The 24,843-nt window shown below is 54.0% G+C and carries 22 protein-coding genes; 3 read left to right on the top strand and 19 right to left on the bottom strand.

Features of this window, described 5'->3' with window-relative positions; translation table 11 throughout:
• Window position 1: 1 nt before the first annotated feature.
• From L0666_RS04500 to L0666_RS04465, 8 genes are all read right to left on the bottom strand, one after another.
• Window positions 2-859, bottom strand: coding sequence for an urease accessory protein UreD (locus L0666_RS04500; RefSeq protein ID WP_235259129.1), 858 nt, complete (start codon window positions 857-859; stop codon window positions 2-4).
• Window positions 860-973: 114 nt separating this feature from the next.
• Window positions 974-2,200 (bottom strand): D-mannonate dehydratase ManD, encoded by a 1,227-nt coding sequence (manD, locus tag L0666_RS04495; protein WP_235259128.1) that lies wholly within the window; start codon window positions 2,198-2,200, stop codon window positions 974-976.
• A gap of 30 nt (window positions 2,201-2,230) precedes the next feature.
• Window positions 2,231-3,355, bottom strand: a complete 1,125-nt coding sequence (locus tag L0666_RS04490; protein WP_235259127.1) for a Gfo/Idh/MocA family protein — start codon at window positions 3,353-3,355, stop codon at window positions 2,231-2,233.
• A gap of 24 nt (window positions 3,356-3,379) precedes the next feature.
• Entirely contained in the window at window positions 3,380-4,438 is a 1,059-nt protein-coding gene (locus L0666_RS04485) for a DUF475 domain-containing protein (RefSeq protein ID WP_235259126.1), read from the bottom strand.
• Window positions 4,439-4,483: 45 nt separating this feature from the next.
• The gene (locus L0666_RS04480; RefSeq protein ID WP_235259125.1) at window positions 4,484-5,797 is read right to left on the bottom strand and encodes a TRAP transporter large permease; all 1,314 of its coding nucleotides are present in this window, start codon (window positions 5,795-5,797) and stop codon (window positions 4,484-4,486) included.
• A 1-nt stretch (window position 5,798) separates the two neighbouring features.
• Complete coding sequence (locus L0666_RS04475; RefSeq protein WP_216036614.1) at window positions 5,799-6,329, bottom strand: TRAP transporter small permease; 531 nt, start codon at window positions 6,327-6,329, stop codon at window positions 5,799-5,801.
• An 86-nt stretch (window positions 6,330-6,415) separates the two neighbouring features.
• Complete coding sequence (locus L0666_RS04470) at window positions 6,416-7,399, bottom strand: TRAP transporter substrate-binding protein (protein WP_235259124.1); 984 nt, start codon at window positions 7,397-7,399, stop codon at window positions 6,416-6,418.
• Between the two features lie 198 nt (window positions 7,400-7,597).
• Window positions 7,598-8,116 (bottom strand): redoxin domain-containing protein, encoded by a 519-nt coding sequence (locus tag L0666_RS04465; protein ID WP_235259123.1) that lies wholly within the window; start codon window positions 8,114-8,116, stop codon window positions 7,598-7,600.
• Between the two features lie 98 nt (window positions 8,117-8,214).
• On the opposite strand from L0666_RS04465, the gene uxaC reads away from it, so the two are divergent.
• A complete protein-coding gene (gene uxaC, locus L0666_RS04460; RefSeq protein ID WP_235259122.1) occupies window positions 8,215-9,621 on the top strand; it encodes a glucuronate isomerase in 1,407 nt (468 codons plus the stop codon).
• Window positions 9,618-11,045, top strand: a complete 1,428-nt coding sequence (locus L0666_RS04455) for a mannitol dehydrogenase family protein (protein ID WP_235259121.1) — start codon at window positions 9,618-9,620, stop codon at window positions 11,043-11,045. Before uxaC ends, L0666_RS04455 begins: the two co-directional genes overlap by 4 nt.
• Here the strand turns inward: L0666_RS04455 and uxuA are convergent.
• The 10 genes from uxuA to L0666_RS04405 all read right to left on the bottom strand — a co-directional run bounded on the left by uxuA (window position 11,042) and on the right by L0666_RS04405 (window position 22,285).
• Complete coding sequence (uxuA, locus tag L0666_RS04450) at window positions 11,042-12,190, bottom strand: mannonate dehydratase (RefSeq protein ID WP_235259120.1); 1,149 nt, start codon at window positions 12,188-12,190, stop codon at window positions 11,042-11,044. The genes L0666_RS04455 and uxuA overlap by 4 nt on opposite strands.
• A 62-nt stretch (window positions 12,191-12,252) precedes the next feature.
• Window positions 12,253-13,200: a sugar kinase gene (locus L0666_RS04445; protein WP_235259119.1), complete on the bottom strand. Its 948-nt coding sequence runs from the start codon at window positions 13,198-13,200 to the stop codon at window positions 12,253-12,255.
• Between the two features lie 69 nt (window positions 13,201-13,269).
• Window positions 13,270-14,013, bottom strand: coding sequence for an SDR family NAD(P)-dependent oxidoreductase (locus L0666_RS04440; RefSeq protein WP_235259118.1), 744 nt, complete (start codon window positions 14,011-14,013; stop codon window positions 13,270-13,272).
• A gap of 28 nt (window positions 14,014-14,041) precedes the next feature.
• A complete protein-coding gene (locus L0666_RS04435; RefSeq protein ID WP_235259117.1) occupies window positions 14,042-14,923 on the bottom strand; it encodes an NAD(P)-dependent oxidoreductase in 882 nt (293 codons plus the stop codon).
• Between the two features lie 36 nt (window positions 14,924-14,959).
• A complete protein-coding gene (locus tag L0666_RS04430; RefSeq protein WP_235259116.1) occupies window positions 14,960-15,292 on the bottom strand; it encodes a cupin domain-containing protein in 333 nt (110 codons plus the stop codon).
• Window positions 15,293-15,328: 36 nt separating this feature from the next.
• A complete protein-coding gene (locus L0666_RS04425) occupies window positions 15,329-17,647 on the bottom strand; it encodes a DUF4962 domain-containing protein (RefSeq protein WP_235259115.1) in 2,319 nt (772 codons plus the stop codon).
• A gap of 83 nt (window positions 17,648-17,730) precedes the next feature.
• Window positions 17,731-19,293 carry a type 2 periplasmic-binding domain-containing protein gene (locus L0666_RS04420; protein WP_235259114.1) on the bottom strand — a complete coding sequence of 521 codons (1,563 nt, stop codon included), beginning with the start codon at window positions 19,291-19,293 and terminating at the stop codon, window positions 17,731-17,733.
• A gap of 32 nt (window positions 19,294-19,325) precedes the next feature.
• On the bottom strand, window positions 19,326-20,207 hold the full coding sequence (locus L0666_RS04415) for a carbohydrate ABC transporter permease (RefSeq protein ID WP_235259113.1): 882 nt from the start codon (window positions 20,205-20,207) through the stop codon (window positions 19,326-19,328).
• A gap of 12 nt (window positions 20,208-20,219) precedes the next feature.
• Window positions 20,220-21,185: an ABC transporter permease gene (locus L0666_RS04410; RefSeq protein ID WP_235259112.1), complete on the bottom strand. Its 966-nt coding sequence runs from the start codon at window positions 21,183-21,185 to the stop codon at window positions 20,220-20,222.
• Entirely contained in the window at window positions 21,182-22,285 is a 1,104-nt protein-coding gene (locus tag L0666_RS04405) for an ABC transporter ATP-binding protein (protein ID WP_235259111.1), read from the bottom strand. The genes L0666_RS04410 and L0666_RS04405 overlap by 4 nt, the downstream gene beginning before the upstream one ends.
• Window positions 22,286-22,634: 349 nt before the next feature.
• On the opposite strand from L0666_RS04405, the gene L0666_RS04400 reads away from it, so the two are divergent.
• Window positions 22,635-23,318, top strand: a complete 684-nt coding sequence (locus L0666_RS04400) for a GntR family transcriptional regulator (protein ID WP_235259110.1) — start codon at window positions 22,635-22,637, stop codon at window positions 23,316-23,318.
• Between the two features lie 3 nt (window positions 23,319-23,321).
• On the opposite strand, the gene L0666_RS04395 is transcribed toward L0666_RS04400, so the two are convergent.
• Window positions 23,322-24,812 (bottom strand): MATE family efflux transporter, encoded by a 1,491-nt coding sequence (locus L0666_RS04395; protein ID WP_235259109.1) that lies wholly within the window; start codon window positions 24,810-24,812, stop codon window positions 23,322-23,324.
• Between the last annotated feature and the right edge of the window lie 31 nt (window positions 24,813-24,843).

Here is a 24,843-nt window from a genome sequence, read left to right as displayed (position 1 = left end):
CTTAAAGCCTCCATGACGCGGGGAGAGGGGATTGGTTAAGGTGTTCAAGAACGGGGATCAGATCGCGGCGTAGATCATAGCTGTCCGGTGCAAGATGGCGAATGACCAAAACGTCACTGCCAAGAACGCTGGCGCCTGCGGTATCGGGCAGCAAGGCACGTACTGGTGTAAGGTGGCGTTCAGCGTCAGGGGTGACCATCACGACACTGCACATAGCCCCAGCGCCTTTGGCCGTTGCTGTCGTGGCAAGGTGGGCCGCAGCATCACCGCGCAGGTCCACACCGTCGACATAGATTGGCACGCCATCACGGGTAATCTTGATGCGGTCTTTGAATTGCACATCGCGTAGGGTTTCGCCCATAGCCGTGCGGCCAAAGACAACGGGTTCGACCATCAACAGTTCTGCCGAGGCGTCCATCTGGATCTCAAGGCAGCGGTGCAGGTTGCAGCCTTCAAACAGGATCATCTCTTGTGGCAACCAGTTGAGCCGCGCGCCCGCGTTGACGGTTAACTGCGTGCTCAATCGGCCCGTTTCACCGGTTTGCGCACGATAGGCGCGTTCGGCGGCCTGGGTTGTTAGGGTTAGCGTCGCGTTCGGCCCAGCCTCAAAAGCAAATTCATAGGCGTCGCCTCCGGTGATCCCGCCAGCAGTGTTGACGATCACAGCTTCAAGGTCTGGGCGAAACGTCTGTGGTAGAACCAAGCGCGTCGAACCAGCCTGCCGCATTGTCTGCAAGCGCGTGCGGCCTGTATCGTCTGCACTCACTGAAAGTGACGCCGCACCGATGGCACGAGGTTGCAACGCATCAGCACCTTGCAATGATATCGGGGCGGCTTGAGTGATGATTTTCTCCGGCATTCAATTTTCGTCGGATCACGATAAGAGAGCGTTTTGGGGAGTGCCAGAGACCTCCACTCTAAGACTTGAAAATTCAAACAGAACCAAGGCGGAGTGCCTAATTTTTAAGCACCATCAGTAATTCCACAGTGTACCATCCTGCAGGCGCACGACCGGATGGCTGCCAGCACTGTAGCTGTACTTCGTGGCCTCGCTTTCGTCGAAATCCACCCCGAGGCCCGGTGCATCGCTGACGTAAACCATCCCGTTTTCCATAAGGTGATCGTGGGGGAACAAGGCGTCGCATTCGGGCGTTCCCAGCACCAGATATTCCTGAATGCCAAAATTAGGGGCCCACGCGTTCAAATGGTATTGCGCAGCCATGCTGATGGGGGAATGGCTCGGTGCGCCATGAAAGCCCGTACGGACATGATGCAGGCCAGCCAGATCAATAATCCGCTTTAGTTGGGTGATACCGCCGCCGTAGGTCGCGGCCACGCGGATGAAGTCGATCAGCTCGTTTTCGATCAGCTTGTTGCAGTCCCAGATTGAATTGAACACCTCGCCGATGGCGATGGGGGTTGTTGAATGCTGACGGATCAGTTTCAGCGCATCTTGGTCGTCGGCAACTGTCGGGTCTTCGAGCCAGTACAGGTCCACGGGTTCGACGTCTTTTGCAAAGGCTGCGGCCTCGCGCGGGGTAAGGCGATGGTGGACGTCGTGCAAGATATGCAAATCGGGGCCGAACCGTTCACGGATATCGGCCAAAGCCTGCGGCATGTAGCGCATGTATTTTCCGGTGTCCCATGTCTCAACTTTGGGTCGTATCCCGCTGAAATTGGTCATGTATTCGGTTGAAGATCCCTTTTCCTCGGGGACTGCATAGCTGGCGCTGGGCATGCCTGGAATACCGCATTGAACTCGAACGGCTTTGTAACCGTCATCGACAAAATGCTGGACCGAGTCCATGAGGTCCTCAAGATCGGCGCCCGTGGCATGGGCATAGACCATCGCTCCATTGCGGCTTTTGCCGCCAAACAAATCGTAGCACGGCAGCCCCGCGATCTTTCCTTTGATGTCCCAAAGCGCCATGTCGATCGCACCATATGCGGCCATCGCAATGGGGCCACGGCGGAAATAGGCACCGCGATAGAAGAACTGCCAGATGTCTTCGCTTCGCCGTGGGTCCATGCCGATTAGAGCAGGGATCAGGTAGTCCTGAAGATAGGCTGCGGGCAAGGTTTCTCGGTTGTTCAGGGTCGCGTCACCAAGGCCATAAACGCCTTGGTCAGTCATGATTTTCAAGGTGACGTAATTCTTACCGGGACCACCTACAAAGACCTGTGCACTCGTGATTTTCATGACTGTTTTCCCTTTCGTCTTAATGGCCGATCATGCCAGATCAGTGATGTCCGTCCAATTGTCGTTTTGACGGATCACATCGATGATCTGCTGATACTGCGCCCCATCTTTGAAGGTCGGATAGTGGGGAACGTCTTTGCCTTGAATGTCAGCCAAAAATTCGCGGGCCAAGTAGTGCCAGCACTGTTCGGTTTCGCCTTTGACATCAGGGTTGGCTGCTTTGATATCCTCGGGCAAGTCTTGATCGACCCAAGCGCCGTCTAGATAAAGCGATAGCTGACCGCTGCCATAATGGCCTTTGATGTAGATTGCGCCTTTTGCGCCGTAGAACACAATGTGATCTTCATGGAACCGAGGCACCAAGCCACCGTGTTTGAACAAGACTGAAACTGGTTTTGACGCCAAAGGACTGCCGAGCTTTGCCAGAACGGTATAGGACCATTCCACATCGCTATCGCCCCATTTCAGTGTCGGATCATTCAGATCGTCGGGGATGAAATCGCGCCGCGTCATGAAGTTATGGACACCTTCGACGATTGGCGCGCGGCCAAGGTCATCGCGCACTTCGCCAATGATGGATTGGATGTCATCACCGACAACCGAGGCCACGATAGACAGGGTATGGGTAAAGTTGTTGTTGAGCCGCCCACCACCAGCGGCGGCCTCATGAGACCACCCAAACGGGATGTTACGATCTAGGTTGAAGTGGGAGATGCACTCAACCTCGGTCGGTTCTCCGATTGCGCCGTCAGCGACGAGGCGTTTTGCGTGCAGGATGCTGGGGGCATAGCGAAACGACGCGGCGTAAGCGGTCTTAACGCCTTTGGCCTGTGCGAGGTTACGCAGTTCGACCGCCGTTTCGCCGCTATGTGTCATGGGTTTGTCGACAAAGACATGGCAATCGCGCGCTAAGGCCTGTTTGATGACTTCGTAATGCGCACCACCCGGTGTGGCGATGGATACGATATCAGGCTGGCAAGCATCCAAGGCGGCGGCCCAATCCGTTCCAGCGTAAGGGATTGCCAACTTGCCGGCGACTTCCTGCACCACATGTTCGGTGCGTCCGACCATTCCGACCACATCAGCCCCAGCCCAACGGAACGCATCTGTATGGCCTTGCCCTGCAAAACCGGTTCCGTGGATTAGGACTTTCATAGTGTACCTCTGTGAAACTCGGGGTCAGCCTGTCTCGATCTGTTGCTTGTTGTAGCGGATCGACGAAAACAACGAGACGCCGATCAAAGCGACCCCGATAGAACCGGTTATGGCTTCGGGGACGTGGCACAGCGCCTGCAGAAACATGATTATGGAGAGCGCAAAGATCGAATAAAACGCGCCATGCTCAAGGTAGAGAAATTCCTTCAACGTGCCTTTTTCGACCAACATGATGGTCATGGAACGCACATACATCGCACCGATCCCAAGGCCGATTGCGATCAGCAGGATGTTGGTCGTCAGGGCAAAAGCGCCGATCACACCATCAAACGAGAAACTGGCGTCGAGCACTTCGAGGTACATGAACGCCCCGAACCCACCCGCGGCGCCTACCTTGGTGGCGTCTCTTGCAACACCATCAAGCGCTTTGCCGAGGCCTTCAACCATTGTGAAGATGATGATGCCCATGATGCCAGACAACAAAAAGCCGGTCTGCTTTGCTACGGGCAGGGCGAGGGAGACCCCAGCCACAATCGCCAGCACAAAGGCGATTTCCAATCCACGAACAGATCCGCACTGGCGCAGCCGTTTTTCAAGAGGGCCAACCCAGTCGATTTCTTTTTCTGGATCAAGGAAAAAGCTGAGCGCGACCATCATCAGGAACGTCCCGCCAAAGGCCACAATCGATTTATGTGCGCCTTCGATGATGCGGGCGTATTCGTCCGGCTGTGCAATCGCGAGCTGCATCGCCTGTATTGGATTTATCTTGGCGAAGACGGCGACAATCGCCAGCGGAAAGATGATCCGCATGCCGAAGACGGCAATCAGAATACCCCATGTCAGAAACCGTTGACGCCAGATGGGCGTCATATCTTCCAGTTTGTTGGCGTTGACGATTGCGTTGTCAAAGGACAGCGCGATTTCCAGTGCTGCTAACACCAGTCCAATCATCAAAAAGGACAGCACCGCGCCGAATGTTCCGTGCGTTGCGTAACCAAGCCATGCCGACAATCCCAAGCCGACAACAGTTACGATCAAGGGCCACTTGAGGTAGTGCAGGGCGGATTTGGGTACTGTCGACATGTTCGTCCTAGCAAATGAAATGAGCAGCCCGCAGGCGAAACCGTTCTATGAGAAGAACGATTTCACCCAAGCTGTGAAGACTGGCAGGTTTTCAGGCAGCCACAAGGACACTGCAGGGACGTAAGTCACCAAGATCAGCGCGCCCAGCATTGCCAGATAGAACGGCCAGATGGATTTCAACGCCTGTTCGATCTTGATCTTGCCCACGGCACAACCCACGAACAAACAGGTCCCGACAGGTGGCGTACACAGGCCCAAACCTAGGTTCATCAGCATCATGATACCGAACTGTGTTGGATCCATGCCAAGGCCTTTGGCGATCGGCAGGAAGATCGGAGTACAGATCAGGATCAGCGCAGCCATGTCCATGATCATGCCGAGGATCAACAAGATCACATTGATCATAAGCAGGATGATGATCGGGTTGTCCGAAATCAGAACCAATGCGTTGCTCAGACGTTCCGGCACTTGGTAAAGCGCAAGAAGATAGGCAAACGAGCTGGCAAAGGCGATCAGGATCATCACCATTGATGTCGTGCGAACGGTACCCGTCAAAGCCGTGATGAACGATTTAAGCGTCAGCGTGCGGTAATAGAATGTCGTTAGCAGGATCGCGTAGATCGCACCAAAGGCGCCGGATTCTGTAACCGTAAAGATGCCGGACAACGTGCCGCCAACAATGATCACAGCCGTAAAGAAACCTGGGATGGCGTCAGCAGCGCTGCGACCAACTTCGCGCCAACCGGGGAAGGGCTCAGCGGGGTAGCCGTGTTTGATCGACAGGATATAGGCCGCAACCGCGAGGCTGAAGCACATCAACATACCGGGCACAACGCCAGCAAGGAACAGGCCAGACACCGAAATGCCGCCACCGGCTGCAACCGCAAAGATGATCATGTTGTGGCTCGGCGGAATAACGATCCCCGCGATAGAGGACGTCACTGTCACGTTGACTGCAAAGTCAGGTCGATATCCGCGTTCCTTCATAACAGGCACAAGGATCGATCCCAGCGCCGAGATATCCGCAACAGCGGACCCAGAAATGCCGCCAAAAAGCATGGATGAGAAGATGTTCACCATCGCGAGACCACCTTTAAGGTGACCTACAAGCGCAGAGGCGAGTTTTACGAGCCGCACGGCGATACCGCCGTGCAGCATGATCTCACCAGCCAATACGAAGAACGGAATGGCGAGAAGGGAGAAAACAGACACACCAGCTGTCGCGCGCTGGAAGGTGATAAGCATCGGGAAGCCTTCGTACCAGAAGGAAGACGCCGCAGCGATCCCCATGGCAAAAGCAACCGGCATGCCGATGACAACACCGACACCAAAAACGAGCATTAAGATGAGCAGACCCATATCAGGACTCCTGAGTTTGGGGCAGCGGGTGCCACTGTGAGAAAGTAAGCAGGCGGATGATCCCACGCGAACCAGCGTGCAGAACAATCAACGCACCACAAAGTGTGATCGCCAAAGTCCGGAAACTTTCAGGGACGTTCAGCATTGGAATGAACGAATCCCAACCAAACCTCATCAACTCTGTGCCCGCCAGGAACATCACTGTTCCAAAGGCCGCAAGGATGAAGTCGATGAAAACAATAAGAACTTTTTGCACGCCTTCTGGGGCCATGTCACGAAACAGAGATACGCCTAGGTGCGTATCGTCGCGTACGCCAGCGGCCGCACCGAGAAAAGCAATGTAGCAGATCAACATCAATGCCAGTTGTTCAACCCACGTGGGTGTTACGTTGAGAACATAGCGGCCAAAGACCAACCACCCGAAGGTGACAATCAAAATTGCAAGGGCAAGCGAGGCTGTAAAGATACTGGCCCATTGGACCGCCCCCAACACGGTCTCGCACTTGTCAATTATGGATTTACGACCACTCATCTTTGCCCCTCACGTTTTTTGGTAGATAGATTGCAAAACGGCCCATGCCATATTGAGGCACGGGCCGTCTGCTAAAGCAACTTAGCTTAGCCGCCGTTGCGGATCAGGTTAACCAGATCAGCAAGGTCAGGGTTCGCTTCGAGGAAGCCTTCGTAAACTGGCGCCATAGCGTCCTGGAATGGACCCTTGTCAGCGATTGTGTTTACGACTGTGCCGCCAGCTTCTACGATTTCCATAGATGCCGCTTCACGTGCCTGCCACAGTTCGCGCTGCAAGACAGCGGAGTTGTGACCAGCTTCACGAAGGATAGCCTGGTGCTCTTCGGACAGACCATCGAATGTGATCTTGGACATGCAGAGACACTCAGGAATGATCAGGTGCTCTGTCAAAGAGTAGTAAGACGCTACTTCGTAGTGGCTTGTGGATTCGTAGGATGGTGGGTTGTTTTCCGCACCGTCTACAACGCCAGTCTGGATGGACTGGTAAACTTCCGCAAACGCCATTGGTGTCGCGTTACCGTCCATGGACTCAACCATCTGAACGAACAGATCGTTGGACATGACGCGGATTTTCAGACCTTCAACATCAGCAGGTGTGTTGATTGGACGTACGGAGTTGTAGAAAGAACGAGCACCAGCATCGTACCAACCGAGTGGCTCAACGCCACGTGCGCGCATGCCTTCGGAGATAGCTTCACCGACTTCACCGTCCATCATTTCATACATCGCTGGGATGGATGGGAAGATGAAAGGCAGGGAAACAACGTTGGCTTCTGGAACGGATGTACCGAATGGGCCGAGGCTGAATTCACCAAAGTCCAGAACGCCGAGGCGCAGCTGTTCGATCGCGTCAGGCTGGCTGCCCAGAACGCCGTTGTGGAACGTTTTCAGTGTAAGGTCGCCGCCTGTGCGCTCTGCTACTTCTTCAGCAAAGGCTTCCATTGCGATGGAAACAGGGTAGTCTTCTACGTGGATGTTCCAGCCGCGAAGTTCTTCAGCGGAAACAGTTGTCGCAGCCAGTGCGAGGCAGCTGCCAGCAACGGCACTGCTAAGTGTAAATGTTTTAGTCATGTGATCCTCCCAGATACATTTTACGTTTTGCCCCTACTCGAATCCCTATCGAGCAGGTGGAAACATGTATACTAGTATTGGGAAGATGACGCCAAGTCAAACATTGCCAGTAATTTTTCTTGGAAATGGTCGAAAAAAGAAGGAAGGGAGTGCCGAGCGAAATTGTGAAAGCGCCGCTCAGCACTTTATTCATAGGTCTTAGGCTGTACCACGTGGAGGGCGGTCATTTTTGATAGTAAAGATCATCCCGTCCAGCAGTTCAACAAGGTCTGGGCGTGCAGATGGCCCATTTGAGATCGAGATCAATAAGATGCTACCGTCAGGGCGCAGCACGAATACACCCGGTTCAGCAAACCGGCGATCTGTTTCAGTCGGAGAGAGCGGATCGGACACGTAAACGCCCAAAATACCCATTTGTTCCTCTGTTAAGCCATACCCTAGGTCGAATTCCCAACCGAATTCTGCAACATCTGCCTGTGCTTTGGCTTCGGTATCTGCAGACACGACAGCCACGTCAAAACCTGCATCGGCCCAATCACTGCGCATGTCGTTGAGAATTTTCAGGTACTTCTTACAACGACCGCAGTGTTTGCCGCGATAGACTATAAAGAGCGTCCATTTGTCGTTCTCGCCTCCGACCGACAGCTCACCGCCGCCCAATTTGGGGAACGACATTGGTGCCAGTATACTGCCGGCTACTGGTTTGGATGTTGGCATCTGCATGTCCTTTGTAAATGTTGTGTTCAGGTTCGCATCTTGGGTGACAGCTAGCACCAAGGCAACTAGGATACCAGTTGAGCTAAGCGGGGGAAGCTATGACATTGTTGAATGAGGACCGTCTGTTTCCGGTGGAACCAGCTGTTCGTGAAATCGCGCGTACTTTGTATAAAGACGTGAAAAGCTTGCCGATTATCAGCCCACATGGCCACACAGATCCGCGCTGGTTTGCGCAAAATGAACCCTTTGCTGATCCCGCTCAACTCTTTGTGACGCCGGACCATTATGTTTTCAGGATGCTGCATTCTCAGGGAATCCCACTTGAGGCAATGGGCGTGCCGCGCGTTGACGGGGGTGCTATTGAAACTGATCCCCGCAAGATCTGGCGGCTGTTTGCGCAAAATTACCATCTGTTCCGCGGGACGCCCTCGCGGATTTGGGTCGATCACGCGTTGCAGACGGTTTTTGGTGTCACGGACCGGCTGTCCGCCACAACCGCTGATTCTATTTATGACAAGATCGCAGATTGCCTGACACAGGACGCGTTCCGTCCTCGTGCATTGTTTGAGCGGTTTAATATTGAAGCCATCTCAACCACCGAAAGTGCGATTGATGATTTGCGCTGGCACAAGATGATCGGCGAAAGCGGTTGGGCGGGGCGGGTCGTAACGGCCTATCGCCCAGACGCAGTCGTTGATCCTGAATTTGAAGGCTTTGCCGAAAACATTGAAATCCTCGGTGAGATGACGGGCGAAGATACGTCAACTTGGGCAGGGTACCTTGCCGCGCACCGCGCCCGCCGCGCTGTGTTCAAATCCTATGGGGCGACGTCATCGGACCACGGGCACCCAAGTGCGCGCACCGAAGATTTGCCAACAGATGTTGCCGCCGCCCTATATGACAAGGCCCGCGCAGGAACCTGCACTGCGGACGAGGCCGATGCCTTTCGCGGACATATGCTAACGGAAATGGCGAGGATGTCTTTGGATGACGGGCTGGTACTGCAAATCCACCCCGGGTCTTATCGAAACCATTCCGGTGGGATATTCGCGCAGTTCGGGCGCGACAAAGGCTACGACATCCCGATGCGCACCGATTACGTGCACGCTTTGGCACCGTTGTTGAATGCTGTCGGCCAAGAACCCGATTTGACTATCATCGTGTTCACACTGGATGAAACGTCGATCCCGCGTGAACTAGCACCGCTTGCGGGGGTGTATCCGGCGTTGAAATTAGGGCCGCCGTGGTGGTTTCATGACAGTGCCGAAGGCATGCGCCGGTTCCGTGAAACGGCGACCGAAACAGCTGGGTTCTATAACACCGTCGGATTTAACGATGACACCCGCGCATTTTGTTCGATCCCCGCCCGCCACGATGTGGCCCGCCGCGTGGATTGTGCGTTTCTCGCGACGCTTGTTGCAACGGGTCGTCTTGACCTTGATGAAGCACCTGACGTCGCCCATGATCTCGCCTACGGGCTTGCCAAGAAGGCCTATAAACTATGACTGCACCACGCTTGAAACGACCAGACACCCCACGCACTGCAACAGGGATCGTGCACCTTGGTTTGGGTGCATTTTTTCGCGCGTTCGGCTGTTCCTATGTGATGGACGCTATGACAGCGGGTGGCGGGGATTGGGGTATTGTAGGCGTATCATTGCGCAGCCCTGACACCCGCGACGCACTGCGTGACCAGGACTGGGCGTATCGTGCCGTGTCCCTTGGCGCAGAAGGTGAAAGCAGCCGCATCATTGATGTTCTGAATGACGTCCTTGTAGCACCAGAAAACCCGCAAGCGGTTCTGGATGCGATGGTCAGCGAAGGGGTTCAGATCGTATCGCTGACAGTAACAGAAAAGGGCTATTGTCACCATCCCGCAAGCGGAAAACTGAACCACGATCATCCTGATATCGTTCATGATCTGGCTCATGATCTTCCGCGATCGACCATTGGGTATTTGGTGCGCGCGCTTGCAGCCCGTCGCGCCGCTGGCACCCGCCCATTTACAGTTTTGACCTGCGATAACCTACCGCAAAATGGCCAACTTCTGCGCGGGCTGGTTCTTGAGTTTGCAGAACTTCTGGACCCTGATTTGGCGAGTTGGATCGCATCTGAAGCCCGCTTTCCAAGTACCATGGTGGATCGCATTACGCCCGCAACAACAGACGCCGATATCGCGCGCCTGACCGATGCAGAGGGCACCTATGACGCGGCCCCCGTTCTGCATGAACCGTTTTCGCAGTGGGTTGTTGAAGATGACTTCGTCGACGATGCGCGGCCCGACCTTGGTGCAGCGGGCGTACAGCTTGTTCGCGATGTGGAACCGTTTGAAGACATGAAGCTACGGATGCTGAACGGCACCCATTCTGCGCTTGCTTATACGGCGTACTTGGCTGGTCATGAAACGATCTCAGACACCGTGGCTGACCCTGTCTTTGCGACCTATGTTCGCGCCCTGTGGGGGGAAATTGTGCCTAATGTTGCCGCGCCTGATGGGGTGGATCTAGCTGGGTATTCAGATGCGTTGTTTGATCGGTATGCCAATCAAAATATCCGCCATAAGACGTGGCAAATTGCTATGGATGGCAGTCAAAAACTGCCGCAACGAATGTTTGGAACTTTGCGCGAGACCTATCAGGCGGGGCGTAGCGCGCCGATGCTGACTTTGGCCGTCGCGGCGTGGATCAAATATGTGGGCGGAATGGACGAGACCGGCGCGCCGATCGATGTTCGAGATCCATTGGCTGATAAGCTGCGCGATGTCCTAGATGCGGCCTTATCGCCAGCTGACAAAGTTGCTGCTGTATTGGCGATCCGTGAAATTGTGCCCGCTGATTTGGCACCACGCCTCAGCCCGCCTGTTACGGCGGCAGCACAGGACGTTTGGGCGCTTGGTACCCGTGCAGCGATCGAAAAGGCCTTGGGTTAACCCAAGGCCGCGATCACACCGCGCATTTCCGCCAAGCCACGAAGACGTCCGATAATCGGATATCCCGGCTGGGTTTCGATCTGATCGTCCATCAATAGGTCATGGCCATGGTCAGGCCGGAAGGGGATCGTCACGCCGCGTTTGGCTTGTGCGTTAAGAAGTTCACGAACCAGTGCGACCATATCCGTATCCCCGCCAAGGTGCGCGGCTTCCTCAAACGAACCGTCAGGGTCTTTCGCGACGTTGCGCAAGTGCGCGAAATGAATTCGGTCCCCAAAGCGGCGGGCAATATCAGGCACATCGTTGATCGGGTTCGCCCCAAGCGAACCGGAACACAGTGTCAACCCGTTTTCAGGCGCATCAAACGCATCCATGATCCAAGCGATGTCATCGGCGTTGGACACAATGCGCGGCAGTCCCAAGATGTCGCGGGGTGGATCATCTGGGTGGACGCAGAAATTCATTCCCAACTCTTGCGCTGTTGGTATAATTTCTTGCAGGAACCGTTTGTAATTACTTCTTAAATCGTCACGACTGATACCGTCGTAGGTGGCCAGAACTTCGCGCAATTGCGGAATGTCGTAGCGATCAAACGCACCCGGAAGTCCTGACATAATTGATCGTAGAAGGTCCGCGCGCATGGCTTCATCGCTCGCTTGAAACCAGACATCAGCGGCGGCGATGGTGTCCGCGCTGTAATCATCACGAGCAGCGTCACGGCCCAGCATATGCAATTCAAAGGCCGCCATTTTCGGGGCTGAAAAGCGCAAACAGGTGCCGCCCCCTGAAACAGGGGATTTCAGGTCCGTCCGTGTCCAGTCAAGAACAGGCATGAAATTGTAGCAGATTGTCTTGATGCCTTCGGCTGCGAGATTGGCCATTGATTGGCGGTAGTTTGCAAACAGCGTTTCAAGGTCGCCTTCGCCTTTCTTGATCCGCTCGTGGATTGGGAGGCTTTCAACAACATCCCAAGTGAACCCAGCGGCTTTGATCTCGGCGTTGCGTTCAGCAATCAACGCCTGAGGCCAGATCTCTCCGTAGGCGATTTCATGCAATGACGTGACAATTCCTGCCGCGCCAGTTTGTGTGATTTGGGGCAGGGTGATCCCGTCAAACGGCCCGTACCAACGCCAAGTTTCTCTCATGATGTTCTCGTGTCTTTCGGTTCCATTTGGTGCTGCCTAAATGCTAGGCCAGCTTGGCCATCTCAGTCGAGGACCATGTCAGCGGGCAGGGGCACTAGCGCGCCTTTTTGGCTGATGCAGTGGCGCGCCACCGCTGAGGCTTGCAGGATCGCATCAGCTGCAATGCCGTGTTTGGTAATCCCCACAAGGAACCCTGCGTTGAAACTGTCACCTGCAGACGTGGTATCAACAACGGATGTTGCGGCAGGTGGTGTAACCATGCCGGTTTTGCCGTCATGGGTATAATGCACGTCGCCTTCGCCATTTTTGACAATGACGGTCGTCGCCCCCGCGCTGAGGTAACGTTCGCGGGTGGCCGTAATGTCAGCGTCGCCAAAGTGGTCTTGTTCATCATCAAAGGATGGCAGCACAATGTCACAGGCGGATGCCGCGCGCATAACCGCTTCGGTCATTTCGGTATTGGACGCCCACAGCCGCGGCCGCAGGTTGGAATCAAATACGGTCGTCTTGCCCGCAGCACGGGCATCGCGGACCACATCCAGTAATGTATCACGCCCGACCGTATCGAGGATCGCCATGGTGATCCCAGAGAAATAGATCACGTCGCCGTCATCTATTGCGGCCTTAAGGGTTTCACGATCATCCGCCAATTGACGCGCCGCAGAACTGTCGCGCCAGTAGGAAAAGCTGCGTTCGCCGTTCTTGAGGCTGATCATATACAGCCCCAAAGACCGTTCTTTGCTGCGCAGGATATGGCTGGAATCGATGCCCGATCCTTCCATCATTGCCAACATGCGGTCGGACACCACGTCATTGCCCACACGGGACACGAAGCGAGATTGGGCGGATGGGGACAGCGCCTTGATGTACCAAGCGGTGTTAAACGTATCACCGGCAAATCCCAATTTGTATTCGCCATCAATAGAGGCGGGGGCCATTTCGATCATGCATTCGCCGATCGAAACAAATCGCGGTGTCTGTGTTGCGTCAGAAGCGGAAGAGTTTGGCATGTCTTGGCGATGTCCTATTTGAACAAAGGGCGGCGCAACGTTTGATGCGCCGCCCCTTATCGGGAGGTCTTAGCTGAACAGCATTCCGCCGTTAATGTCGACGTTCGCACCCGTGATGAAGGCGGAGTCTTCACAAGCAAGGAACAGCACAAGGTTTGCCACATCTTCCGGCAGACCTTGGCGACGCACGGGTGCGTTTGCTTCCAAGCCACGGCGCGCCGCGTCTGGCGTGTGGATGTTGTGGAAATCCGTATCGATCATGCCAGGGCAGAGTGCGTTTACACGAATGTCGGGGCCGAGCTCTTTGGCCAAGCCGCGTGTAAATGTCATGACTGCACCTTTGGATGCGGAATACGCAACTGAACCGGGGCCACCGCCGTCACGACCAGCTTGGCTGGCAAGGTTGACGATCGCACCAGATTTCATCTTGGCCAAGCATGCTTTGGTCATCATGAATGTGCTGGTCAGGTTCAGATCCATCACATTGTTCCAGTGCTCAAGCGACATCTCAGCGATTTTGATACGTGCGATCAAACCGCCTGTGTTGTTCACCAGAACATCAACGCTGCCGAATTCGTCATAGGCTTTGTTGACCAAAGCATCGACGCCTTCTTGCGTGTTCAGATCACCTTGCAAGGCGAACGCTTTGCCGCCTGCTGCAGTGATCTCAGCAACGGCGCTGTCTGCGCCTTCGCTGCTGGAAAAGTAGTTGATCGCAACGGCCGCGCCTTCGGCGGCCAATTTGATTGCTACTGCACGCCCGATGTCGCGCCCGCCGCCAGTAACGATGGCTGTTTTGCCTTGAAGTTTCATAGTCTGTCCTTCGTTCTTGAGTTCAGGCTTAACCCTGAAGCTTCATGAAGTAATCGAAAATTTCTGGCACGTTGCCGTCACCCATGCCGGCATCAACAGCCGCTTGCAGGTTATGGGATGTGCCTTCGGCAATCTCTGCACGGGTGCCCATGTCTTCGACCATTTTCAGGAAATAGCCCAAGTCTTTGTTGGCATTGTTGAGAGAGAAGCCCAGATCGCTGACGCCATCAACTGCGTAGTTCTTGCAGAAGCCCATGAAAGGGGAGTTCGATGGGCCAGTGGACATGATGTCAAACAACTGCTGGCGATCAACGCCTGCGCGATCTGCTACAGCAAACGCTTGGCTCATGGTTGCGACAGTTGTCATGCCCATGAAGTTGTTGATCAGTTTGGTAACGTGGCCAGCACCTAGTGCGCCAAGGTAGAAAACGTTTTCGCCTTGTTCGTCCAAGACAGGTTTCACCTTGTCAAATGTCGCTTTGTCGCCAGCTGCCATGATATTCAGTAGGCCATCTTTGGCGTGCGCAGGTGTACGGCCCAGTGGCGCATCAACCATGCCCGCACCTTTGGCGGCCAGATCGGCACCAATCTTGCGAGTGGACGCTGGGATGGAGGTGCCAAAGTCGATCAATACAGACCCTTTTTTGATGCCAGCCAGAATGCCGTCATCTCCGTAAACGATCTTTTCAACGACGTCAGATGTTGTCAGGGCCAGCATGACAATGTCACTTGCTTCGGCCAGTTCTTTTGGTGTGCTTGCCTCGGAAGCGTTGCCGCGATCAAGAACCGCTTTCACGGCGTCTTTGTTGAGATCCATAACAACGACTTCAAAGCCGCGTGTCTGAAGGTTCTCAACCATGTTGCCGCCCATAAGGCCGAGTCCGATAAATCCGATTGTAGGCTTAGTCATGCCATTTCTCCCTAAGGTGTTCTTTTATTTGTATTATTATAGAAAATCTTCACGATGAGGCGTGAACATATCCAATAGCGTTCCCGCCTCGAGGCATGTGGCCCCGTGCATGATGTGTGGTTCTTTGTAGAGGCTGTCACCAGCCGTCACGATGTAGGTCTTATCCCCAACGGTGAATTCAAATTTTCCCGAGATAACGTAGGTGATCTGTTCGTGGGGATGGTTATGCATTGCAGCAACTGTGCCCGTTTCGAATTTCACTTCGACGCACATCATGTTGTCGTTGTAGGCGCCGACTTTGCGTGTCAGTCCGCCGCCCGCGTCGAAGGTTTCGTTTTCTTGAGCTGGAAAGTAGTTTTTTACAGTCATTGCTTCGTCCAATTTCAATATTCTTGTTGGGTCGGCTTAAGTATTGGCCAGCTTTTTCATAACCACCTTGAAGGTGTTCTCTTCTGGGTCAGTGAAATAGAGGTCCGCGTCATAGCCTTGGTCATCCATGAAGTGGAAAATCCGTTTCGGTTCGGCAAGGCGGTAAGGAACAACCAGCGTGGCAATTCGGTGGCGAGTCGACGCCGGATATTGCGCGTGCAGACAGGTGCTTTCGTGCAGGCCTTTGTAATCCTCTGGGGCCACGTCTGGGAAACCTGTTTCCTGTGTCAGGGTCGGTTTGCCCGCTTCGGACCACACAACCTGACCATAGAATCCGGCCTTGTCACCCGTATTACGGAACGACGTTTTGCCAAGATCATACGGGTTGTTCGCGTGCAGCAACCAATCGATTGTCACTGGCGTTTCTGCATCGACCTTATCCACGATCACGAAGTAGCTGCCGCGCACGAAATAGATTTCGCGTTCGGCCAGCGTTACTTCCGGGGATAGGCTTTGGTAGGCCGCCGTAGCATCGCCCTTGATAAAAATATGATCTTCGCGCTGTTCAGCGGCCATGATTTTACCCGTGGCGCGCATGGCCTTGGATTTATCTTTGTCGGCATATTGGCCTTTGCCGTTGATCAGGATCGCGTTCTTGGATCGCGTCTGACGGCGCCATTTGCGGTGCATGGAAGAATTGAACGCGACGTAGTAACCCGACTGGATTGCCATATCTTCGCCGTAGGCGGCCATACAGAATGCGTTTTGGTCGCCGTGGCTGTGGCTGATGGACCCGAATTTGGACGACTTGAACACGAATTGAACGTGATTGTCGTCATCACCCAACGCGTGCTGAACGCCGACCCAACCGATGCCTTTGAAGTGACGGAAGCCACTTGGCGGAGGGGAGGCCTCAACCGGTGCACAGCTGGACGTGTAGACGAGATCGTCAAAGTTGGTGTCCCACCAACCCCAATTATAGAACGCCATTTCAGTGCCCGGGTTCATGCGAAGGTTTTCTTCGTAATACCACTGATACGCACCGTTTCCGGTTTCGCCGCCAAACTGGCGCAGGTTGATGCCAGTCTTGATGCCGGGCAGATCGCCCTGCGTGCTATCATCCCCAAACGTCGAACGGCGCGTGTTCGGCGCTTTGCAATACAGCGGGAAATCACCCGTGTTCTGAAGGAACGGACGTCTATAAAGATCAAAGCCTGTGTAGGCCTTCAACTGGTTGGCCGCGTCGATCAGATAGGCCATGCCCATCATCCAGTAATTCGATCCTTCAGCCCAGCCACCATCGCTGTCGCCCCAAGGCGAATAGACGGTGAACAGAAATTCGATGCAGTAATTCAGCCAATCACGGGCTTCGTCGTCCTCGTCATCCCCAAGCAGCGCGATACAGGCCGGAATGATCGTCAACGACACCGAACGAACAGCATGGCTGTCATATGGGAACAGGTGGATCTTGGCGTTGATGATCGCATGTTCTGCGATGTCGCGTGTACGTTCCAACAATGCGGTGCGTACGGTTGCGCGTTCCTCATCGCTCAACTGGTCATAAAGCCAGTCATAGCCCCAAGCCAACGCATTACAAACACGGTAGGCCCATTCATCGGTATAAGCGCGAGATGTGACCCCCATTGGGTCCCAAGATGCGGCCTCCAGCAACCATTCCTTAGCGCGGTCCAGCATCGCTTGATCGCCTGTGACCTGACCACCGATTGCCAGATGGCGTGTAGCATAGATGACTTCTTGCAGGTCAATGTAGGTCTGGCGCCAAACTGGGGCGACACGTTGATGGTTCGGATAGCCCGCGGGCTCTTTGTAGACGTCTTTACCCATCCAAGGCAGAACAGACTTTTCGTAAAAATTCGACCATGTGCAGTGGTCTGCGTCCTTTGCTACATCCTTTCGGAATTGATCTAGACGATCGGCTGTTAGCCAAAGGCGCGGGTGGGCTTTGCTGACGTGGTCCAGACGGGTGGCACGCAGGGGCAGGGGCACTTCGGGCAGGTCCGCAGCGACAGTAAAGGCGCGGTCTTTGCTCCAAGTTGTTGATGGTGCGCCGGTTTCGGCGTCCCATACAGCGTAAGACCAGACATAGTCGCCAGCTGGCAAAGCAATGTCAGGCGTGAAGAAATTCAAGGTGATACCAGGATAGGTATGTGTGGTCTTGGCTGGGTACTTCGGATCGCCAGAGATGCGCAGCACATATTGCGCCTCATCCTCGATCACAGGGAGCCAGCTAAAGCGTGGCGGGTTCTCGGCGATGTCATCGCCATTTGGCGCATAGTCAATCGTCAGGCGGCCTGCATTTGGTTCATCAAGGGTCGTGAGGGTTTGGCCGGACATGGAGCGACTGCTTTCTGATTTACTGAGAGTTGAATAGGGGGGAGCAGAAGCACCGCTCCCCCCAAATATTTTAGAGAGCTCGCTTAGCCGCCGTACTGGCGTGTGTAAGCAGAGTTCATGACCTCAAGAAGGTCCTGGTAGCCCATGGAGTCGAGTGTCTCGAGGTAAGCATCCCAGTCTTCGTTGACGTCGGAGTTACCAAGGATCCAGCCTTGCTGACGCTCGAGCATGTAGTCACGGATAGACGAGAACGTGCGGTCATAAACGCGCTGTTCGTCAGCCGTGAATGCAACGCCCAAGAACTGATCGATCAGGTAGTCACCTTCGTCATAAAGGGCGATACCTTCGAGTGCGAACTCGTTGGACCACTGCTTTTCGTAGTTGTAGTCTTGGAAGTAACCACGCGCCTGAAGCTGGGACCCAACGCGATACAGCTGGTTGTTCACCGGCTCACCGTTTGTCAGGAACTCTTCCGTGAAGATCGCTTCGCCATCAACGACTGTGTACTGCTGACCTTCTACACCGAAGTTAGCCAAGCGGCGGCCTTCAGGGGAGAACCAGAAGTCAAAGTATTTGATGGTTTCAATTGGGTGCTCGTTGGTTGCACCAATTGCCCAGCCATCAGGCTTGATCGGGATACGACGGTGCTCTTCCATGCGAACGCCGGATACGGATGCTGGCGGTGCGAGTGCTTCGATTGCAAAGCCTTCGATCTCGCTGGACAGACGGTTGTAGCCGGATGTGGATGCGAACCAATCGTGTGTCATGCCGCCAAGGTTTTCACCCAGCAGATAGTCACGTGAAGAAGAGCCGCGAGTAAAGATTTCTGCGTCGATCAGACCTTCAGCATACCAGCGGGACAGGTTTGCGATGCCTTCGCGGTAACCGTCTTGTGCGTATGGGTGCAGCAACTGGCCGTCATCTACGTAGAAGTCGTGGTATGTGTCCGAACCGGAAGAACGGCCGTCCCACAGTGTGACAAGACGGATAAGCTCTGGCCACTGACGTGCGAAGTATGGAACTTCGTCCGCTACACCGTTGCCGTTTGGATCACCGTCGCGGAACGCGATCAGTACTTCTTCGAGTTCTTCAACTGTTTCGGGGCGTTCAAGGCCAAGTGTTTCCAACCAGTCAGTCCGGATGAAGTATGCGCGACCGTATTTGCCGTCTGGCAGGTACGGAATGTAGTACATGTTGCCGTCAGATGCTGCGATCGCAGACTGAATTTCTGGGCGCTCTTCGAAGAACGCTGTCAGGTGTGGAGCGTGCTCAGCGATCAGGTCGTTCAACGGCAAGAATGCGCCTTCTGGACCATACTGGTTCACGAAGTCTTTGATGCGGCTGGAACCGACGATGTCAGGGATCGCGCCAGCAGCAAGCATCAGGTTCAACGCTTCTGTTTTACCTGTGTTTTCGTCTGTACGCATGTTCGCGCCAACGGTGTCGTCAACAAGGTGGATGTTGGTCAGCTCACGAGCGACTTGTTCAACAGGCCAGTCTTCTTGGTACGTCGGGTAACGTACGTGGTTCATCTGGATCGTAAGTTCCAGTGGCTCGTCTGTGATCAGCAGGTGACCGTCGGCAAATGCCGGAGCCGCCAATGCTGTGCCCGCAAGCAAAGCTGAAGTTAAAGTTAGTTTACGCATAAGGTTTCCTCCCAGAAGTTGCGTTTCGTTAGTTATTCTTTCACCCCACCCAGCATGATACCTTTTTCAAAGTACTTCTGGATAAACGGGTAGACGATGAGCACCGGAATAATCGAGCATACGATAATCGCGGCAGACACCGTTTCGACAGAGTAGGGCGCATCAATTAGAGTTGCCCCGAATTCGTCATCGTTAGAAAGTGTCGCGATGGTGTGGCGCAGGTATACCTGCAGCGGAATTTTTTCTTCGTCCCGCAACAACACCATAGCCCAAAAGAAGCCGTTCCAGCGCGACACCAAGCAAAACAAGGCGACTGTGGCGATGGCTGGTTTGGCAAGCGGCATGTAGACTTTCCACAAGACTTGGAAGTCATTTGCGCCATCCATACGAGCGGCTTCTTCAAATGAGCTTGGAACGCCTTCAAAGAAGTTGCGGAGTAGGATCAGGTTGAACCCGTTTACCGCAAAGCCGATCAAGATACCGATGTAGCTGTCCAGCAAGCCAAGATCACGCATGTTCAAGAAGAACGGGATCAGGCCCGCGTTGAACCACATGGTAAAGGCGACCATCAGGTTAAAGAAGCGGCGACCGTAAAGCTGCGGACGTGAAAGGGCATAGGCACCCGGGATCAAGAACAGCAACGACGTGATTGTGCCAAAGATCGTATAGAAGAACGTGTTCCCGTAAGAGACCCAGAACATCCGTTGCGACAAGATGTATTTGTACGCTTCGATCGTTGTATCGATTGGTGTGAGAACAACCTGACCTGCCCGTGCTGCAAAGCCAGAGCTAAGCGACAATGAGGCGATGTAGATGAACGGATACATCGTGGACAACGTAAAGATCGCGATCAGGAACATGTTGATCAGGACGAAACGTTTGTCACTGCGTGAGTAGAGATTAAGATTAGCCATTGGTTTTCTCCCCTACCACAGCGATGTGCGCGAGAAGCGCTTGGCGATTGTGTTTGCACCGATGACCAAAACGAAGGCCACAACAGCGTTGAACAGACCAGCAGCAGCGGCAAAGTCATATTGCCCGTTCTGCAAACCCTGACGATAGATAAAGGTGTTCACAACATCCGCGGTCTCGTAAGTACTTGGCTGATAAAGCAGGATGATCATCTCGAAGGACACTTCGAGCATGTTACCGATGCGGATGATCAACATAATGATGATCGTCGGCAGGATAGATGGAATAGTGATCTTCCACATCATCTGCCAGCGGCTTGCCCCATCCACCACAGCAGATTCATACAAAGTCGGGGACACGCCAGCGATGGCTGCAAGGAACACGATAGATTGGAAACCTGCCTCTTGCCAAATGGTCGTACCGATAAAGATCGGGCGGAACCATTCTGGTTTGGTGAGGAAGTAAATCGGGTCGAGCCCGAACCACCCCATAACTGTGTTCACGATACCCGCACCCGGTGAGAACGCCGTGATAACGATACCAGCAATAATCACAGATGAGATGAAGTGCGGCAGGTAAACAATTGTTTGTGCAGTGCTTTTGAACTTCCGGTGAAGGATCTCATTGAACATCAACGCCAAGAAAATAGGCATTGGAAAACCGATCAACAGGCTCCAGAAACTGATCGCAATCGTGTTGCGTAAGGCCCGCATAAAGCCTTCGCTGCTAAACAAAGTTTCAAAGTGCTCAAACCCGATCCAAGGGCTAGCCGCGACGCCGCGGAAGATACTGTAGTCTTTGAATGCAATCTGCAGCCCGTACATCGGCTTATAAAGAAACACGAGAAGCCAGATGATTGTCGGCAGCAACAGAACGTATAGCTGCCAGTCTTTCTTTACGTGATCAACGAGGCGCTCCATCCGGCCGCGCGTTTGTATTTGCAGGGCTCCGATCTCTTTGGTGTCAGGTTCAGAGCTCATGCTGCACGCGTCTGGCCGGCAAGGGCCATACCTGTGTCGGCATCAAAGACCTTGATCAGGTCGGGCTGGGCTGTAAACCCAGTCACGGCGTCAAGCGTCCCCATTTTACCAAGTGTGTCGGTGCGGATGACAAACGGGTCATCCCCAACAGTGGTATGAAGCAGGGCTTCAGAGCCGAGCGTTTCAACGAGGTCAAGATTACAGGCAACAGAACCAGCGGTCGGTTCGGTAACGATCTGTGCGTATTCAGGGCGGATGCCAACAATAACTTCACGGCCAACTGCATTCTGTAGGTCGGCCAACGGGGCCAAAGCCAATTCGCCTCCTTCAAACTGTGCCAATGGGCCAGTATCACCGGCCGCGATCGTGGCTTTGATCTGGTTCATAGGCGGGGCGCCAAGGAAGCCCGCAACAAATGAGTTTACAGGGTTCAAGAACAATTCCATCGGCGTGCCGATTTGTTCGATCCGGCCGTCGTTCATCACAACAATTCGATCAGCCAGCGTCATCGCTTCGACCTGATCGTGGGTTACATAAAGGCTGGTTACGCCAAGACGTTTGTGAAGACGTTTAATCTCTGCGCGCATCTGTGTGCGCAGCTTTGCGTCAAGGTTGGAAAGCGGTTCGTCAAACAAGAACACCTTTGGGCGACGAACGATTGCACGGCCCATTGCAACGCGTTGGCGCTGACCACCGGATAGATCAGATGGCTTGCGATCAAGGTATTCTGTCAGCCCAAGGATACCGCCGACCTCAGCAACTGCATCGTCGATGTCTTGCTTGGTTTCTTTGCGGATTTTCAGGCCGAATGCGATGTTGTTGGCAACATTCAGGTGCGGGTAGAGCGCATAGTTCTGGAACACCATCGCTACATCGCGATCCTTAGGTGCAACGCGGTTCATGACCTTGCCGTCAATCGTCAGCTCACCGCCGGAAATCTCTTCAAGGCCCGCGACCATCCGTAGGGTTGTTGATTTGCCGCAACCGGATGGGCCAACCAAAACAACGAATTCTTTTTCCTGAACTTCAAGATCAATCCCGTGCACAACCTGCACGGCGCCATAGGCCTTGACGATACTCTGTAGCTTGACGCCAGACATGGTCGCCCCCCTTAGTTATAGCGCTGTGCGCAAATCTCCCATACACGGCGCTAGAATCACCGCGTTCCAACTAGTATGCCAGTTGGGAATCTGGAATACTAGTATTGATTTTCTAATAAAAAGAGTGTCGACTGTATAAAGGCCTCGGAGGAGACTGTTCGTTTTGCTTAGGCAAAGCAACAGGAAAAGGGGTTGGGGGGAGAGACGTTTGACATGCCAGTTGCGGCACCTTGTGCTTGGGCGCGGGGACCAACAGCTGACTGGTACGTTCGAGCGGGCCGTCTCCATCACAATTTTATTGGCCATTTGTTTTTCGAATGGCTATTCAAGCCGAAACTTGGAGATACATATGTCGAATTCCACCCAAACCCGGGACCGCCGCACAAGCGTCGATGAGGTATTTGACTATCTTAGAGCAGAGATTTCTGAATCTCGCCTTTTGCCTGGCGACAAGATTTCTGAATCCGAAATCGCTGCTAAATTCGGTATATCCCGCCAACCCGTCCGCGACGCGTTTAGCCGTTTGGAAAATTTGGACCTACTCTTGATCCGGCCGCAACGCTCTACCGAGGTAAAACGGTTCTCGATGCGCGAAATTACGAAATCCCGTTTCGTAAGGTCATCCGTAGAGGCGGAAGTCTTGCGTCTTGCCGCGGCCAATTGCGATGCGCTGGGTGCTGCGCGATTGAAGGCGAGCCTAGAGCTGCAAGCTGCCATCGTTGAGATCGGCGACTACGATAAGTTCGGTGAGATGGACTATGAGTTCCACCAAATCCTTTGTGACATTGGGCATGTTGATTTCGCTTTTGAGGTTATCAAGCAAGAGAAGGCGAACGTAGATCGGTTGTGCCAGCTCGGGCTTGCGCAAGAAAACCGAATGCCGCAGCTGTTGGACGATCACAGAGAAATCGCCAAAGCGGTTCAGGAGCATGACGCGGAGGGCGCTGTTGAAGCCGGTATGAAACACCTGCACCGGCTCGATGCGACGATTGACGCCGTTTCAGATGCCCATGCGGATTACTTCGATCCTTAAGGATTAGTCGTCAAACACCGCCGCGCGTTTCCAATCGCCGCGCCATAAGCGTTTGTGAAACAGTGGGAATTTGACCAGCTCTTCGAACAAGAGCAGCGACAATACCCACGCGACATGCACATCAAATACCAACACCAGCAGGGCAGTGACGGGGACTTTGAACCCCCATTGGCCGATGATGAAGATATTCATAACAGTCAACGTGTCGCCCGAGGCGCGCAGCGTTTGACCGCAAATCGCGTTGGACCCTTTGGGAAAGGGTAGAACCAACAAAACGGGCAGGAACGTCAACAGGATCGCCGTCGTTTCTGGTTCTAGATTGCTGTAGATTTTGCCAGAAAACAGGCAAAGCAACAGATAGGCCAGCGCGACAACCCCTGCAGCCCAAAAGGCTGCGCGCCATGCTCGGCTTAGAAACTCGTCTAGCGCGTTTTCGCCCAAAGAACGACCAAGCAATTGAGCCACGGCAATGCCGGTCGCCTGTGCCCATGCCATGCCAAAGACTCCTGCAGTTTGAACCCAAGGCAACATCAAAGTCATCGCTGCGAATTCATTCACCGAAAGCGTCGCGTAGATCAAAACACAGGTCTGATTGCCGATCGACGTGCTGATAAACGTCCCCGCGATTGGCAATGAAAACGCCCAATGCCGTCTTAAAGCTAGTGCGAATGTTTGCTTCGACCAGCCTTTGGCCGTTAGAATTTCGCCGTCCTCTATAAAGAACCGCCACCCCATAAACATCAGCCGTGCGCCGGATGATGTGGCGCTCCCGACGGCGGCACCCATAACGCCGAGTTCGGGAAAACCGTAAAGCCCGTGAATCAACACCAAACTGACGCCGATGTTGATCGGCACAGCGATCAGGTAGCTGTAAAAGGGAATACGTGTTTTACCGCAGCCATTAAAATGGCTGGCGAGACATTGGCCCACTGCCTCAAACGCAGCCACCCAAAGGAAAACGTGCAAGTACCTCGAAGCCTGTTCCGCAATCCAAGGTGTATGGGCAAACCCATCGATGATCCGGTCGCCAAAGACAAACACAAGGCAAATGCCGAGGATCGTCGCGATCACATTGATCAGAAGACCGCAATAAAGACTGGTCTTGAGCGCGACTGGCCCCGCTGCGCCAAATGCCTGTGCCACTCTGATTTGTGTTGCTGTAGAAAAGGAAAACAGCACGCCCATCAGCAGGCCGCCAATGGCTCCGGCAAGGCCCATAGCGGCCAGTGCGGCTTCCCCCAAAGGTGCAACAAGAAGCGCGTCTATGACAATAATGCCCTGCAACATGATTGTTTTCAGCCCCAAAGGCCAAGCGAGCCCGAAAAGCGCGCCAGTCGAAAACGTTCCCGTCTGTTGAGGGTGGGAGGACAAAATAAAGCCTGAGTTGAGGAATGAAATTATATCTGGAATACTAGTCTTAAGTTGCTGTGATGCAACGGCGAAAGCTGGTTTCACAGGGCTAAAGTTGGCGATCTGTAGTTTGAACGCTTGCATTGGTTACGTTAGGTCTGCTTGATAGAGGTCT

The organism is Octadecabacter algicola, from assembly GCF_021532625.1.
In the GTDB taxonomy this organism is placed as follows: Bacteria; Pseudomonadota; Alphaproteobacteria; order Rhodobacterales; family Rhodobacteraceae; genus Octadecabacter; species Octadecabacter algicola.
The sequence above is the reverse complement of the archived record's forward strand: the minus strand, read 5'-3'. Positions and strand labels throughout refer to the sequence as shown.